Source organism: Rhodococcus globerulus NBRC 14531 (genome assembly GCF_001894805.1).
GTDB lineage: Bacteria > Actinomycetota > Actinomycetes > Mycobacteriales > Mycobacteriaceae > Rhodococcus_F > Rhodococcus_F globerula.
On sequence record NZ_BCWX01000003.1, the window covers coordinates 833,305 to 848,727 of the forward strand.

Sequence of the window (15,423 nt, forward strand, 5' to 3'; positions counted from 1 at the left end):
TCGTCTTCTCATGGAATTGCGCGAAATCGAAACATCAGTGTTATGAACAGAATTCATACTGTCGATGAAATTTTTCCATCCTGCAATTGCCTGAACACCTGATATGAGTGATTGAGATCGCCTAGGTTCGAGACCGAATCAATATGGCGAAATCCGCCAATCACGTTGGCGTCAAATCATTTTCGCTCGACACAGATGTCTCTGGCCAGGTGATGTGCTCGCGGCAGGCGCTTGGATCGAGAGTGGAGGACTCCAGATGTCATACGAAGTGGGCTTTATCGGTGCCGGACAGATGGGCGAGCCGATGGTGCATCGACTGCTCGATGCGGGCGTGCGCGTGCGTGTATTCGTGCGCGACGAGAATGTCGGGGATCGATTGCGTGCGCACGGCGCGACGCTGGCCTCGAGCCTCGTGGAACTTGCGCGTGAGTCCGACATCGTAATTTGCTGCATGTTCTCAGATGCTCAGTTGGTCGATGTCGCACTGACTGTCGACGGAATTGTGTCGAACATGAAGCCTGGTGCGGTGTTCGTATCGCATACAACGGGAAGCGTCGACACGCTACATCGAATCGCGGATGAGGGTCGAGAACGTGGCATCTCAGTTCTCGATGCGCCGGTGAGCGGGACTGCGGCAGATATCGCTGAGGGTGGGCTGACAATCATGCTCGGTGGCGACGAGGCGTCAACCCAGCGCGTCAACCCGATTCTCGCGAGCTACGGGAATCCGATTCTACTCACTGGTCCGCTCGGCTCGGCTCTGAACGTCAAGCTGGTCAACAATCTGCTCTTTGCTGCGAATCTCCAACTGGTCGCCGATGCGGTACGGCTGGGTGCAGCGATGGATATCGATTCGAATGCTCTGTTGCGCGCGATCGCTCACTGCAGTGGCTCGAGCGAGGCGGTCCGGAGAGCTGTCGATGCGGGAGGCGTTGAAGCCTTCGCTGATATCGCTAAGCCGTTCCTTCGCAAGGACATTGCGGTGTGTACCGAAGTTGCGCGCGAGACGGGCACTGATACAGGTCTCATCGGGCGAGTCGCTGCCGAAGGGTTGATCGACCTCACAACCGTCGCGAACTGACGGATTGGTCTGAGGATGGCAGATTCACCGCCGCTGAATTTCTTCCAAGAAGGGAGCTCGTCATGACTTCTCTGAACACTAAGGGTTTCGGTATCGACTTCGATCACCACGGCCCCGAATTCGTTGCAGATCCGTATGCAATCATGGCGGCCCTGCAGTCCAAATGCCCGGTTGCCCACTCAAAGGCATGGGATGGCTTCTGGGTGTTTACCGGATACGAGGAGATTTTTGAGGCACAGCAGAGGCCTGACGTATTTGGGAACGGGGTCGAGCGTGGGATACCGCAGGCTCCGAATGCGCAGCCGCTGATCCCGATTCACTACGACGGTCCAGATCTTGCCCGCTATCGGTCATTTCTGCTGGGGACATTTTCTCCGGCCAGCGTCAAGATCATCGATCCGACCATCAGAGCTTTGACAAACGAATTGATCGACACCTTCATCGAACGCGGTGCGGCGGATCTCTCCGTCGAGTTGTTCACGCCGCTGCCGGCAAGGGTATTCCTGCGAATCCTGGGCGTCGACGATTCCAACTGGCGAGACTGGGTGCGCTGGGTGCATTGCTTCACCCACGATCGGACTGTCGATCCGAAGGGCGCCGCCGAAGGGATCGCGGAGATGTACGCGGCAATTGCGATATTGATTGCCGGCGCTCGTGCGAACCCGAGACCAGGCCTCCTCGGGGACCTTGTCTCCGCCGAGCGGGACGGTCGCAGACTCGACGACGCCGAGTTGTCGAACATGATATTTATGCTCACGCTCGGAGGGATGGATACAACCGCTGGGTTGACGGGCAATTCGCTTCTTCGGATCGCAGAGAGCGATTCCTTGCGTCAGGATCTTCTTGATGACCCAGCGTTGCTGGACAAGGGCACGGAGGAGTTTCTCCGCTACAGCACACCTACGATCGGGCAGGCGCGTTACATCAAGTCGGACATCGACTTCCACGGACGTCAGTTGAAGGCTGGCGATCGTGTTTACCTCATGTATGCAGCTGCAAACCGCGATCCGTCGATGTTCGAAGATCCGGATTCGATAGATATTCGGCGTAAAGCGAACCGGCACATGTCATTTGCTGTCGGAGCTCACAGATGCTTGGGATCCAATCTCGCGCGGGCAATGTTCCGGACCATGATTTCATCTGTGCTTGACAGGATTCCGGACTTTCGCGTTGATCTGGATGCGGTCGAACGCTATCCCGATGCCGGCGATGTATACGCTGTGCGTCATCTTCCGGTCACATTCACGCCCGGCGATCGCGTTGACGGCGTAGCTTCCGCAACCATCCAAAATTCATGACGGAATTCGGTAACCGCCGATCCGATCACACTCGAGGAGTCACGATGAATAGAACTCAGGGCAAGGTTGCATTTGTTACAGGTGCCGCACGCGGGCAGGGTAGGAGTCACGCAGTGCATCTCGCGAAGGAAGGCGCAGACATTATTGCGTTCGACCTCTGCGAAGACATCGCAACTAACGGATACGCACTCGGAACGTCTGAAGACCTGGCGCAGACTGTCAAACTGATTGAGGCTGAGGGACGGAAGGTCGTGTCTGCCAAGGTCGATGTGCGTGATCGGGTCGGGTTGGAGAAGTCGTTGTCCGAGGCAGTTGCAGAACTAGGTCGCCTCGACATCGTGGTTGCCAATGCCGGAATCTGCCCGTTGGGTGCAGACGTGCCGCTGCAGGGTTTCATCGACGCATTCGATGTCGACTTTATCGGTGTGGTCAACGCCATCCACAGTGCAATCCCGCATCTCTCCGATGGAGGGTCCATCATTGCCACGGGGTCTTTGGCGGCGTTCATGCCCGACGGGATGACTAGTTTCGGTGGTACAGGGTATGGATTGGCCAAGCGCATGATTCCGAATTACATCCGGACGGTGGCGCATATGTTGGCGTTCAAAGGTATTCGTGCAAATACGATTCATCCGTCGAATTGCAATACCGATATGTTGCAGAGTCCGATCATGTACAAGTTGTTCCGGGACGATCTCGAGAATCCGGTACTCGAGGATGTTATGGAGGGGTTCAAGAGCCAGCATCCTCTCCCCACTCCGTGGATGGAGCCGTTCGATATCTCGCACGCGGTGGTCTATCTCGCGTCCGACGAGTCTCGATACTTCACGGGGCAGGAGATGCGGGTAGACGGTGGAGCTGGTCTCGCACTCGGATTGTGATCGGCGTTGGTCTTGCTCGAAAACTCGCATCCTTGACGGGACGTGATTGCGGCACAATTTCACTGCCCGGCCCGATTGGACTGTGGAACACCGATTTCCGAGGAGGAGTGTAGCGAGATGGAGGTCAGAGTCGACAACGCCAAATGTCAGGGGCACGCGCAGTGCGCAGCTATGTCCGACGATTTCTTCGAACTCGATGATCTCGGATTTATCGTCACTATCTCTGGTGCCGTACCAGTGCGTTCTGAGGATCGGGCACGACTGGGCGCCGATGCCTGCCCTGAACGTGTTGTCTCCGTCGAAGAGTCGTAATCCGTACTCGAAACTTGCTGAACTGCAATAACCTGCCGTACATCAAATTTCTGATTGTCCGCAAAAGGCTCAAGTGCCACTGCGCAGTCATCGCAATCACATCCCCTATCCGCAAAGGACTTTCGATGTCTAGAACTTCACGCACGCTCAGTTTCCGGACGACTGCAACACTGGCAATCGCAAGCAGTCTCCTCGTATCCGGTATCGGTGGCGCATCGCTCGCCCAGGCCGAGCCGCTTTCGCCCGTCGCTAGCCTCGGCTCCCTAGATCTCGGCGCGCTGGACCTCGGAAGTGCCCAGCACACTGTCGATGCCCCTCGACTGGTAGGAATCGACAACTTCCGAGATGTCGCGGGTACCGGAGCAGGATACTCCGGATCCTTTGGTCTGCACGTCAACAAGGGTGTCTTCTACCGAGCCAACGCGATCAGGCCGAAAGGGGACGATATGGCAGATATCGAAAAACTAGGTTTGACAAAGGTTTACGACCTACGAACGGCTCCCGAGATCTCCGCCAAGCCGGATGTTCTGCCCGACGGAGTTGCCTACGAGAAAGTCTCAATTCTGGATGAGGACGTTGCCGGGCCGGGGCCGAGTATCGAGGCGGCACTGGACTTGATCAAGTCCCCCGACGATGCACGTAAATTGATGCAGGATATGAACCGTGGATTCGTCACCGGTACGAAAGAGCGCGCCGGGTTTAACCGATTACTCACGGCCTTTGCGGAAACCGATGGTTCACAGGTCTTTCACTGCACCTCAGGTAAGGACAGGACAGGTTGGGCAGCGATGCTGCTATTGAGTATCGCTGGTGTCGACCGCACCACGATCATGAACGATTACCTTCTGACCAACGAATACTCTGCTGAAAGCATCAAAGCGACTGTCTCATACATCTCAAGCACCATTAGTCCGGAGTCGGCAGCCAACATCGAACCGCTCCTCGGAGTCGAGGCCAACTTCCTCGAAGCCGGTCTCACACAGGTGGAACAATCCTACGGAACGGTCGATCGCTACCTTACGGATGGACTCGGCCTCAGTCAGTCGACCATCGCCGCGTTGAAGGTCAAACTCCTCGGCTAGTTGTTATCTGTAGGACGGACGGATACAACCGCTGGGCTGACGGGCAATTCGCTTCTTCTGATCGCAGAGAGCGATTCACTGCGTCAGGATCTTCTCAAAGACCCAGCGTTGCTGGACAAGGGTACGGAAAAGTTTCTCCGCTACAGCAGGCCTATGATCGGGCAGGCGCGGTACATCAAGTCGGACATCGACTTTCGTGGACGTCAGTTGAAGGCTGGTGATCGTGTTTACCGCATGTATGCAGCTGCAAATCGCGATCCGTCGATGTTCGAAGACCCGGATTCGATTGAATCCGGCGTAGAGCGAACCGGCGCATGGCATTTGCTGTCGGAGCTCACCGATGCTTGGGGTCCAATCTCGCGCGGACGATGTTCCGGACAATCGGCGTTGGTCTTGCTTGAAAACTCGCATCCTTGACGGGACGTGATTACGGCACAATTTCACTGCCCGGTCCGATTGGACTGTGGAACAACGATCTCCGAGGAGGAGTGTAGCGAGATGAAGGTCAGAGTCGACAACGCCAAATGCCAGGGGCACGCGCAGTGCGCAGCTATGTCCGACGATTTCTTCGAACTCGATGATCTCGGATTTATCGTCACTGTCTCTGGTGCCGTACCAGTGGGTTCTGAGGATCGGGCACGACTGGGCGCCGATGCCTGCCCTGAACGTGTTGTCTCCGTGAAAGATTAGTCCGTCATTCGCTTTTCGTGTGGAATGCAAGACAGTTGCCCAGGCCTGATTCCGAGATGATCAAGGGAGTGAAATGACGACTATCGAGCATGGCACCGAATTTGACACAGATTTGAACCTTCATGCGGAGGAATTCTGTCGTGATCCGTACTCGAAACTTGCTGAACTGCAATCTCGATGTCCGGTAGCTCACAGTAGTGCCTGGGGCGGATTCTGGCTGATCACGGGGTACGACGAGGTTTTCGAAGCGCTACAGAGCCCCGAGATATTCAGCAACGCGGTCCTCAACGAGAAAGGGAAGGGGGTGCCGCCCGCGCCAGGTGGAGAGCCACTCATCCCGATCGACTTTGACGCTCCTGACCTGATCTTCTATCGGTCGTTCCTTCTGAAGGCCTTCTCTCCGGGGGTCGCCAAGGGGCTGGAGCCTCTCATCCAGGAGGTTGCCGATGAGATTATCGATGGATTCATCGAGAACGGCAGCGCTGATGTGTCGCAGGAGCTATTCACTGCGCTGCCGGCGCAAATGATTTTGCGCATTCTCGGATTCGACTACACGCGGACAGCTGAATGGATCGTCTGGGTGCATGGCTTTGTGCATGATCGGGCGAGTGATCCGCAGGGAGCATTCGACAAGATCACGGCGATGTACGGTGCGATTCATGCTGAGATTGCGGCGGCTCGGAGAGATTCACCTCCAGGACTGATGACCGAACTGATCGCAGCCGAGCGCGAAGGCAGAACATTGACTGATGGCGAATTGGCCAACGTCGTGTTCCTGTTGATTCTTGGCGGGATGGACACTACAGCCGGACTCGCGGGTAACTCCCTGCTACGGATCGGTACCGATCGGGCTCTGCGCCAACAGATTTTGGACGATCCAGCAATCCTGGACAAGGAGGGGACCGAGGAATTCCTACGCCATGGGACTCCCTCGATGGGGCTCGCTCGAACTGTGAAGCGGGACGTCGAGTTCCGCGGTCGGAGTATGAAAGAAGGCGATGCGGTGTTGTTGATGTATTCCGCGGCCAATCGAGATCCCGAGAAGTTCGATGATCCCGAGGCGATTGATCTCACTCGACAGAACAACCGGCACATGGCTTTTGCTCTGGGTCAGCATCGTTGCCTCGGCTCGAACCTGGCGCGTTCGATGTTCAGGATCATGATCACGAGCGTGCTGATGAGGATGCCAGACTTCGAGGTCGACGTGAAACAGGTGGTCCGCTATCCCGATGGAGGTGATGTATACGCTGTCAAGCACTTTCCGATCACTTTCACTGCCGGTGATCGAAAGGGCTCGGTTCACTCTGCGTAGGCGGCTACGTTATCGCCGTTGGAAGAGTTGGTCAGCTGAAAGTGTTGGGCTGCCCAAGTATTGGACTGTTGAGCGAGATCGATGCATTTCCGCTTGTGCTCGCCCTAGACTTGCACGGTGGAACTACAACAGATCAGATGTTTGGTGGCGGTCGCCGAGCATCATTCGTTCACCAGAGCAGCGGGGGCCCTGTATCTGACGCAATCTTCGTTGTCGCACTCGATGAGCAAACTGGAAACAGAGTTGGGGCTGACACTGTTCAGTCGGACGAGGCAAGGAGTGCAGCTGACAACGGTGGGAGAAACCCTCATCGTCCCGGCACGCCGAATCCTGCAGGATCTGGAGATCTTTGAAGAGACGGTGTCTGGACTCCATGGAGTTACGGCGGGAGCGTTACGTCTGGTCTATTCTCAGACGTTCGCTGTGTCCACCGTCGACATCGTTGCCGAGTTCAGGGCGAGGCACCCAGATGTTCGTCTCCAGATCACGGCACCTCGTGATGATGGTGAAATCTTCCGGCTTGTCGCTGCGGGGGAGTGCGATATCGGATTAGCCAGGATTGACGAAGCCATTCCAGGCGTGTCGGTCGAGGAAATCACGACAGAAAAGTTGGTGTTGTTGATACCTCGAGCGTGGGATCGTCACCCAGAGTGTCAAAACACTCCATGGACTGAGATTGCACATTTTCCTTTGATCGTGTCGCCTGCGGGATCGGACTCGCGCAGGCGACTCGACAGATTTGCTGCGCAGCTGGGGATTACGTTGGATGTTGCTGTGGAGAACGAACATCGTGAGGCGTCGCTGGAGATGGTGAAATCTGGAATTGCTGCGTTCGTGACTGTCAGCGGACAGTCGGATTCGATGCCGGGTGTGACCGCCAAAACGCTTATGCCGCTGAGTATCACGAAGGTAGGAATCGTGACCAAGGGCGAAAGGCTTTCGCCTGCGGCAAGCGCATTCAAAGCGGTGGTACATGACTGGGGTGCCGGTCAAGGATCCTGATAGAGCGCTGCGCATGCTGGGTGCGTTGGATCATCGTTCTGATGTTGCACGTGTAGTGCGTAGTTCGCGGAAATGCTCGACGGCCAGAGCGTTGAAGGCTACGACGGCCGGGGCAAGTTGGCCAGGCCGATGCACGAGCCCTATTCTCGTTCGTTGCGCCGGCACGATCGCCTTCATCCGGACGCCGGCGGGGATGCGGGAAATAGTCCCAGGAGTCAGACAAGCGCCCACTCCTGCGCGCACCATGTCCAGGGTAGATGCGTAGTCCTCGTTCTCGACGGCGGCGTTGACGCTCACCCCGTGTGCGGCGAAGACGCGATCTATGGCCATCCTGGCCTGATTGCCTGCCGGAGGCAGGATGAGGGGAAGACGTGAGACCTGGGCCCAGGTCAGCTCCGTATGGTTTCCGTATGGCTCATTTCCTGGTGGCAGGAGTGCAGCGAGCGTTTCCACACCGAGAATCTGAGTTGCGAAGTCCGGCGGTGTCCTGTCGATTCGTGCGAAGGCAATGTCGTATTCGCCGGAACTGATCGAAGCGTAGATGTCGGATTCGGATTGAGGTGAGTTGATGCGTAGTCGGACCTCCGGATACCGCTCCCGGAACGCCGAGATCACTTCGGCGATCGGGGTAGCAAATGTTCTGGAGGTGACGATCCGTATTGCTCCCGCGGTCACGCCGTGCAGTGAGGCGACTGTGGATTCGATGTTTTCGAGGGCTGAGAGAGCCTGGCGAGCGGGCTTGGTCAGTAGTTTACCGGCTGGGGTCAGTGTGACACCCCGAGCCGAGCGGTAGAAGAGCTTCACCCTGAATTCGGATTCGAGCTTGGCTACGGCGTGTGACAGCGATGGCTGGGTGAGATGCACTGCTGCAGCGGCTTTCGTGAATGAACCGTGCTCGGCAACCGCAATCAGGCATCGTAGTTGTTGGATTTCCATCAGTGTTCTTCTGAAGAGATGGTGTAATCGGACACTACCTCAATGATGGTCTTGCCGATCGAACTCCGGTTCGTCACCAGTTCCAACGCTTCTCGCGCTTGCGACAGAGGGAAACGGGCGTGAATGAGAGGGCGAATTCGACCCGATCGCCACAACGCGGTGAACTCGTCGCGATCACGGGAGGCGTTCTGCGGATCGTGGTGGGCGAACGTGCGGATCTCGAGTCCTTTCACCACAGCACCTTTGAGGAGTATGAGGTTCAATGGGATTCGTGGGATCTCTCCGCTCGCGTATCCGAGGGTGACAAAGCGTCCGCCCCAGCGTAATTCTCTGAGTGCCGATTCGGCGTGCGGACCGCCGACGGGATCGATGACGGCATCGATTGCTCCCGGGCCGAGCGCAGCTCGTATGCCGTCGCGTAGGTTTCCCTCGGTGTAATTGATGGTGGCGTGTGCCCCTTTGCGGCGAGCCGCGTCGAGTTTCTCCGAGGAGGACGCGGCAGCGACGACGCGGGCACCGAGCGACGCTGCGAGTTCGACCGCCGCGAGTCCGACGCCTCCGCCGGCGCCGAGGACGAGAACATTGTCGCCAGAACGGATTTCGGCTGTGGAACGTAGTGCATGGTAGGCGGTCAGGTGGCAGACCCAGGTTGCGGCTGCCTCCGCGAATGTGATCTCGGCGGGTATCGGCACCGCGGCGCCTGCAGGCGCGACAAGGTATTCGGCAAAGGCTCCGGGTGCGAGAACCGCGACCCGGTCGCCAGGGGAGTGACTGGTGACACCGTCGCCGACGGCGGTGATCACGCCGGCAGCTTCATGTCCCGGAACGAAGGGGAGTGCCGCCTTTACTTGATATTGCCCCGCGATCATCAATGTGTCGGGAAAGTTCACTGCAGCCGCATACACCGCGACCAGGATCTCGCCGGGTGCGGGAATGGGTGTGTCGACAGAATTTATCTCTATTGCTTCGGGACTGCCCATTCGGTGAATGCGGGCCGCCGACATGGTGGCAGGGGCTGTCATTGATCTCATCGAAGATTCCTTCGTCCGGGTGGCGATCACTTCCTACGTGCGAGTATGCCAAGTATCCGCTCCGGGTAATTGCGTTCTGCTCAAACAGTCATTATGTTCCAACGTATGGCAGATCAGACGAACACTTCCCCCGTCGCGGATCGCAGCGACCTCACTCACTCCCTCGATGTCGACTCGCTCAGCCGATGGATGGATGCGCAACGGCTTCCCGGCGCAGGCGAATTGGCCCAGGCGCGTTCGCTGACAGGCGGGTCTCAGAACGAACTGTTCGAGATCACGCGCGGTGGCGAAAAAATGGCACTTCGGCGCCCACCCAGCTATGGCGTCGAGGGCCGCTCGAAGGTGCTCATGCGCGAGGCACAGTTACTGAAGGCGCTTGCGGGTACGGATGTGCCGCATGCCAGGTTGCGTGCTGCGACCGCCGATGAGTCGGTGATCGGCTCGGCGTTCTACCTCATGGATCTGGTTGACGGCTGGAGTCCGATGGGTGCCGGCTGGGTTGCGCCGTTCGACACCGACCTCGAAGCCCGCGGCGGTCTTGCCATCGAACTCGCTGACGGTGCAGCCAAGTTGGCCAGGGTGGACTGGAAGGCTCGAGGACTCGAGGGCTTCGGAAAGCCGGAAGGCTTCTTGGACCGCCAGGTAGATCGCTGGCTATCTCACCTGTCCAACTTCAAGTTTCGTGAAATTCCGGGTTTGGACGCGACTGCTGCATGGCTGCGTGAACATCAGCCGAAGCATTTCGAAGCCGGCATCATGCACGGCGATTACCAGTTCGCGAATGTGATGTACCAGCATGGGAAACCGGCCAAGCTCGCGGCAATCATCGACTGGGAAATGGCAACCATCGGAGACCCTCTCCTCGATCTCGGTTGGGTCCTCGTCGGCTGGTCTCCTGAGGGCGATGCAATGAAGTACGCCCGCTATTTGAACTACGACGGCATGCCCTCGCGCGACGACATGCTGCAGCATTATTCGACCGTCAGCGGCCGAGATGTCTCCCAGATCGACTACTACGTAATTCTCGCTCGATTCAAGCTCGCGCTCGTCCTGGAGGCGAGCGTTGCACGCCATGCTAAGGGCGAGGCCGATGACCGCGTCGCCCGGTTCGGTCCCATCGTTCTCGAGCTTATGCAGTTTGCCGAATCGCTTTCCAAGACAACACCGCTGAACTAGTAGATTTCCACTACTCACCCGATCGAGGAGCCGACATGGCCTGGGATTTCGAAACAGAACCTGAATTTCAGAAGAAGCTGGATTGGGTCGCGCAGTTCGTCCGCGAGGAGGTCGAACCGCTCGATCTCGTGTGGCCACACGACAATTACAAGCCGCTCGACGACGCGCACCGACTGATCGTCGATCCGCTCAAGCAGAAGGTGCGAGATCAGGGCCTGTGGGCCTGCCATCTCGAACCAGCACTCGGCGGTCAAGGCTTCGGACAGCTCAAGTTGGCCCTACTCAACGAGATACTAGGTCGTTCGACTTGGGCGCCGGTAATCTTCGGCACGCAGGCACCCGATACCGGTAACGCCGAGATCATCGCGCATTTCGGTACCGACGAGCAGAAGGCGACGTACTTACAGCCGTTGCTCGACGGTGAAATCTTCTCGTGCTACTCGATGACCGAACCCCAGGGCGGTGCGGACGTTTCGGGATTTGAGACGACTGCCGTGCGCGACGGCGACGATTGGGTCATCAGTGGCTGGAAGTTCTTCTCTTCCAACGCTCGCTACGCGACTTTCTGCATTGTCATGGCGTACACGGACAAGGAAGCGGGCCCGCACAAGGGCATGTCAATGTTCCTCGTTCCTACTGATTCGGCAGGGTTGAAGATCGAGCGCAACCTCACTCTGATCCACGAGCCGGACGAAGAGGGCTCGGAGGCATACATTCACTACGACAATGTCCGTGTTCCGGGTACTGCGATGCTCGGCGACGAGGGCAAGGCATTCGAGGTGGCTCAGGTCCGCCTCGGTGGCGGCCGCGTTCACCATGCAATGCGCACGGTAGGCCTTGCGCAGCGGGCGCTGGACATGATGTGTGAGCGCGCGCTCAGTCGTACGACTCGCGGAAAGTTGTTGTCCGAGAGGGAAACTGTGCAGGGCTTTATCGCAGAGTCTTACGCACAGTTGCGGCAATTCCGGCTTTTCGTGTTGCAGACGGCTTGGTTGATCGACAAGACCAAGGACTATTCGCAGTGCCGCAAGGACATCAGCGCGATCAAGTTCTTGACGCCGAAGGTGCTGCATGACATCGTTCAGCGTTCCATTCAGGTACACGGCGCGTTGGGAGTCACCAAGGACACGCCGCTCGCCAGCATGTGGATCACAGCTCCGGTGATGGGTCTGGTCGACGGACCGACTGAAGTGCATCTTCGGCAGGTGGCTCGCGGTGTATTGAAGGACTACCAGCCCACCGACGGGCTGTGGCCGACGGATCACATTCCGTCGAAGTTGGCTGCTGCCAGGAAGAAATTGGGCCTGAACTGAGATTTGGGTACCGACTGAGTTCTGTTGATGCGGTGACAGAGTGGGGAATCCTTCAGTTGAAGGATTCCCCACTTTCGTTTGCCTCGACGATGTCAGAAGTCGGTGCCACCGTCGATGTTGACGAGGGCGCCGGTGAGGTACCCGGCACGAGGCGAAAGGAGAAACGCGATCAGTTCCCCGACCTCGTCCGGCTGGCCTGGCCGCCCGAGCGCGGTGTTCAGTCCCCATTCTTCAACCATTACCCGTTCGAGCGCCTCTTCGTACGGGTACCCGCGCTCTTGTGCGACGTGCGCCCGGATCGCCCGCAGTGCATCAGTTTCGATGGCTCCGGGGCAGACACAGTTGGCTCGGATTCCTTGCCGCCCGTAAGCTTTCGCGATTCCCTTGGTGAAGACAGACACAGCACCCTTGAGAGAGGCGTAAGGGAGTCGAGCTATCTCCGGTGAGCGCACCGAATACGCCGCGGTTGTAACAATTGTTCCGCGCGTTGCAATCAGATGGGGCAGAGCAGATTCCACCGTTCGGGTGGTTCCGAGCAGCACGTCACGGAAAGCTGCGATCCAGTTTTCGTCAGGTGATTCGATCGGCTCCTTCCCGAGTATGCCTGTCGTGACGGCAACCCCGTCGAGCCGCCCGAGCAACTCCACGGACTCCGCTACCGCACGTTCTGCCTCACCTTCGCGGCTGACATCGAAGGACCGTCCGAATGCGCGTGACGCGCCGACTGCGAGAACCTCTGCGGCAGCTTTCTCCGCGCGCTCGCCATCGCGGCCGACTACGACGACCGATGCGCCATCTGCTGCCAGAGCGCGCGCCGCCGCGAGGCCCATGCCGGCAGTGCCGCCGACTACGAGATAACCCTTGTCTCGAATGAGAAGATCCATTGTTGTTCACACTTTCGTCGATAAGTGACAGATATGCCAGAAAGTAAATCATTCCGCTGTCCTCAGGCCTAGCTTGCGCTCGGTCTCGCTACGCAAGCGCGAGAGTTGCGAGGATGTCGGGTGAATAGGCCTCAGCAGGTGCGGCCCATGGCCCGGAATGCACGGCACCTAAGGCGGCACCCAATTCCGGTCGCTGACTGAGCATTCGACGCATTCTCGACTGCCGGGCGGTGCGATCCGGCATACAGAAGCCCGCAAGTAGGTCGGTCAACGCGCTGGCGAATCGAAGCCGGGCCATTCGCGCCGAACGTTCCTCGGAGTAGCCTGCAAGGGATTGCGGTGTCCAGGTGGAGTTGTCGAGTAGCGCTTCGGAGAGAATTCGCGCGTCGCGCAACGAGATGCTCAAACCCTGTGCAGTGACGGGGTTACTCCAGCCTGCGGCGTCACCGATCAATGCCACGCCGGGCACCACGGGCGTATCCGTCCAGGCATCGTTCATCGGGAATGTGGCGCAGGGTCCAATAGGTGTCGCAGCGGCGAGGTCGTCGAAATTCGGGAAAATGGGTGTTCGATATGATTCGAGAAATTCCGTGATCGTCGCCGGCCCACGGAGTGGTTCCGGGTCGCTCGTGCTGCGTCCGACGTAGAGGCGCAGCCGATTGTCCGCTCGTGGGATCACGATGTATTGGTTGCGGCCGGCAATTGCAATTGTGGTCACGGATCGATCCCACACGCCGCCGTCATCAACGAGCATGCCGGACAATTTCACTCTGGCCTCAGTGGTCGAGAGGCTGACGCCTGCGGCGGCCCGTGTGCTGGACTGCTTTCCGTCGGCGCCCACGATAAGGCGGCATCGTTCGGTTCGGGTTTCTCCGTCAACCTCGTAGGTGACCGAGGGGTGCGGGGCTCTTTCGATAGTGCAACGTCGCACGCCGCGGATAACCGTGGCGCCGGCTTTTGTTGCGGCCTGGGCAAGAGCTTCGCGCAGTTCAGGATGGCCGACGCCGATGACGCCGGGTGCGCCTGGAACAGCCGTCGACAGGTCCTTGGACATTCGTTGCGCTTGTTCGACGCTTAGATTTTCGTCGTAGGGGACCATCTTGGTTATCACAGACATGCTGTCGGCTTCGAGAATTGACTGGGCCACACCAAGTTCTATCGCCTCGACAAAACCCCACGGCACCATCGCCTCGCCGCGGACCATGTCGTGGTAGGTGCTTTCGCGTTCGAGCACAGTGACTTTCAGTCCACCCGCCGCGAGACGTGCGGCAAGTGCGCACCCTGCTACGCCGCCGCCGACGATCACGATGTCGCTATCGTTGTCAGGCATTCCGCTCCACTTCATTTACTCGCAGTTAATGGGCCTCATTTACTATGACATAATGGGTTGGGAAGTTGTTAGATCGGAAGGCGATCAAAATGCGAAGCCGTGGTGGAACACAATCATCACCAATATCGAAGGCCGATGTGGTGGAGGCCGCTCTGCGTGTGGTCGAGCGTTCTTCGCTCAACCGGTTGACCGTGCGCGAGGTAGCCCAGGAATGCGGTGTGACAGCGCCGGCGATCCACTATCACCTCAGGGGTGCAGGCAGTTTGGCAGACCGCGTCGTCGAGGCCGTGACAGCGAAGATTGATATCACGGTCGACCCGGATGCCACATGGTTCGATCAATATGTCCACCTGGTCATGGATATGGACGCGGCCTTCCTCCGGTATCCGGGGACCGGCCTGCACGCACTCACGGCTGTTGGGCCCTCGGCGGCAGCCGGACGGCTCACGGAAACAGCTCTGGGGATCTTGCGGGCTGCGGGTTTCTCGGAGGACGAGTCCGTCGAGCTTTTCACGGCAACCTATCTGCTGTTCGTCGGCTGGTTGGCTACCAGTGGGCTGGCCGAGGAGGGTATCGTCCACCCCGCATTGGCAATTGCACAGCAGGGGCGGCCGGATTCAGGCGGAAACTCTTCGCTCCAAGCGACTTTGAGACGTCTCCTCGGTACCGCGGTTCCATCGATTTCACCCGTATGCACAGCGAAAGCAACGAATGGAGATTGAACGATGACTACACATGACTCCTCGTGGATGAAGGACTACTACGCGGCCTGGGACTCCGCCGACGCAGATGCAATCGCCGCGTGGTTCGATGCAGATGTCGTACTAGAAGACGTTCCCACCGGCCATGTGGCCTCAGGCGTAGATCAGGCCCGTTCGTTTGTCGAAGGCGCTCTCGAGCGGGTGCCCGGGGCGACGTACGAGGTGAAGGTTGGGCTCGTCAGCGACGACACCTTCGCAGTCGAGTGGGTCATGCACCCCTATGGCCTACGTGGGTCGTCTGTCGGGACTCTTCGCGCGGGAAAGATAGCCTCGAACCGCGACTACTGGAACATGTTGTCCAAGAACGGTTAACGTCGACTCGTACGATGCTCCG

At 58.3% G+C, this 15,423-nt stretch carries 17 protein-coding genes; 13 read left to right on the plus strand and 4 right to left on the minus strand.

The features are described from left to right. The first annotated feature begins 256 nt into the window (after positions 1-256). The 9 genes from RG2_RS19190 to RG2_RS19230 all read left to right on the plus strand — a co-directional run bounded on the left by RG2_RS19190 (position 257) and on the right by RG2_RS19230 (position 7,658). Positions 257-1,081: an NAD(P)-dependent oxidoreductase gene (locus tag RG2_RS19190; protein WP_033237305.1), complete on the plus strand. Its 825-nt coding sequence runs from the start codon at positions 257-259 to the stop codon at positions 1,079-1,081. 62 nt (positions 1,082-1,143) lie between these two features. Then, positions 1,144-2,379, plus strand: a complete 1,236-nt coding sequence (locus tag RG2_RS19195) for a cytochrome P450 (RefSeq protein WP_033237304.1) — start codon at positions 1,144-1,146, stop codon at positions 2,377-2,379. A 44-nt stretch (positions 2,380-2,423) separates the two neighbouring features. Continuing rightward, a complete protein-coding gene (locus RG2_RS19200) occupies positions 2,424-3,260 on the plus strand; it encodes a mycofactocin-coupled SDR family oxidoreductase (protein WP_033237317.1) in 837 nt (278 codons plus the stop codon). 117 nt (positions 3,261-3,377) lie between these two features. Continuing rightward, a complete protein-coding gene (locus RG2_RS19205; protein ID WP_033237303.1) occupies positions 3,378-3,572 on the plus strand; it encodes a ferredoxin in 195 nt (64 codons plus the stop codon). 125 nt (positions 3,573-3,697) lie between these two features. Further along, the gene (locus tag RG2_RS19210; RefSeq protein ID WP_033237316.1) at positions 3,698-4,654 is read left to right on the plus strand and encodes a tyrosine-protein phosphatase; all 957 of its coding nucleotides are present in this window, start codon (positions 3,698-3,700) and stop codon (positions 4,652-4,654) included. After that, positions 4,655-5,071, plus strand: coding sequence for a cytochrome P450 (locus RG2_RS31565; RefSeq protein ID WP_072782625.1), 417 nt, complete (start codon positions 4,655-4,657; stop codon positions 5,069-5,071). Between the two features lie 81 nt (positions 5,072-5,152). Further along, positions 5,153-5,344: a ferredoxin gene (locus tag RG2_RS19220; RefSeq protein WP_033237301.1), complete on the plus strand. Its 192-nt coding sequence runs from the start codon at positions 5,153-5,155 to the stop codon at positions 5,342-5,344. A 73-nt stretch (positions 5,345-5,417) separates the two neighbouring features. Further along, the gene (locus RG2_RS19225; protein ID WP_051730839.1) at positions 5,418-6,656 is read left to right on the plus strand and encodes a cytochrome P450; all 1,239 of its coding nucleotides are present in this window, start codon (positions 5,418-5,420) and stop codon (positions 6,654-6,656) included. Between the two features lie 117 nt (positions 6,657-6,773). Further along, a complete protein-coding gene (locus RG2_RS19230; protein WP_033237300.1) occupies positions 6,774-7,658 on the plus strand; it encodes a LysR family transcriptional regulator in 885 nt (294 codons plus the stop codon). 30 nt (positions 7,659-7,688) lie between these two features. Here the strand turns inward: RG2_RS19230 and RG2_RS19235 are convergent, their stop codons facing one another. Beyond that, positions 7,689-8,594: a LysR family transcriptional regulator gene (locus tag RG2_RS19235; RefSeq protein ID WP_033237299.1), complete on the minus strand. Its 906-nt coding sequence runs from the start codon at positions 8,592-8,594 to the stop codon at positions 7,689-7,691. Further along, positions 8,594-9,598 (minus strand): NADPH:quinone oxidoreductase family protein, encoded by a 1,005-nt coding sequence (locus tag RG2_RS19240; protein WP_033237314.1) that lies wholly within the window; start codon positions 9,596-9,598, stop codon positions 8,594-8,596. The genes RG2_RS19235 and RG2_RS19240 overlap by 1 nt, the downstream gene beginning before the upstream one ends. Before the next feature lie 132 nt (positions 9,599-9,730). Between RG2_RS19240 and RG2_RS19245 the strand changes: the two genes are divergently transcribed. After that, on the plus strand, positions 9,731-10,801 hold the full coding sequence (locus RG2_RS19245; protein WP_033237313.1) for a phosphotransferase family protein: 1,071 nt from the start codon (positions 9,731-9,733) through the stop codon (positions 10,799-10,801). Positions 10,802-10,836: 35 nt separating this feature from the next. Next, entirely contained in the window at positions 10,837-12,114 is a 1,278-nt protein-coding gene (locus RG2_RS19250) for an acyl-CoA dehydrogenase family protein (RefSeq protein WP_033237298.1), read from the plus strand. Between the two features lie 92 nt (positions 12,115-12,206). Here the strand turns inward: RG2_RS19250 and RG2_RS19255 are convergent, their stop codons facing one another. Next, a complete protein-coding gene (locus RG2_RS19255) occupies positions 12,207-12,998 on the minus strand; it encodes an SDR family NAD(P)-dependent oxidoreductase (RefSeq protein ID WP_072782627.1) in 792 nt (263 codons plus the stop codon). Positions 12,999-13,086: 88 nt separating this feature from the next. Further along, entirely contained in the window at positions 13,087-14,328 is a 1,242-nt protein-coding gene (locus RG2_RS19260) for an FAD-dependent oxidoreductase (RefSeq protein WP_207787503.1), read from the minus strand. Positions 14,329-14,417: 89 nt separating this feature from the next. Here RG2_RS19260 and RG2_RS19265 point away from each other — a divergent pair, with 89 nt between their 5' ends. Continuing rightward, positions 14,418-15,050 carry a TetR family transcriptional regulator gene (locus tag RG2_RS19265; RefSeq protein WP_080711908.1) on the plus strand — a complete coding sequence of 211 codons (633 nt, stop codon included), beginning with the start codon at positions 14,418-14,420 and terminating at the stop codon, positions 15,048-15,050. A gap of 3 nt (positions 15,051-15,053) precedes the next feature. Continuing rightward, positions 15,054-15,401: a nuclear transport factor 2 family protein gene (locus RG2_RS19270; RefSeq protein WP_033237296.1), complete on the plus strand. Its 348-nt coding sequence runs from the start codon at positions 15,054-15,056 to the stop codon at positions 15,399-15,401. Positions 15,402-15,423 lie beyond the last annotated feature (22 nt).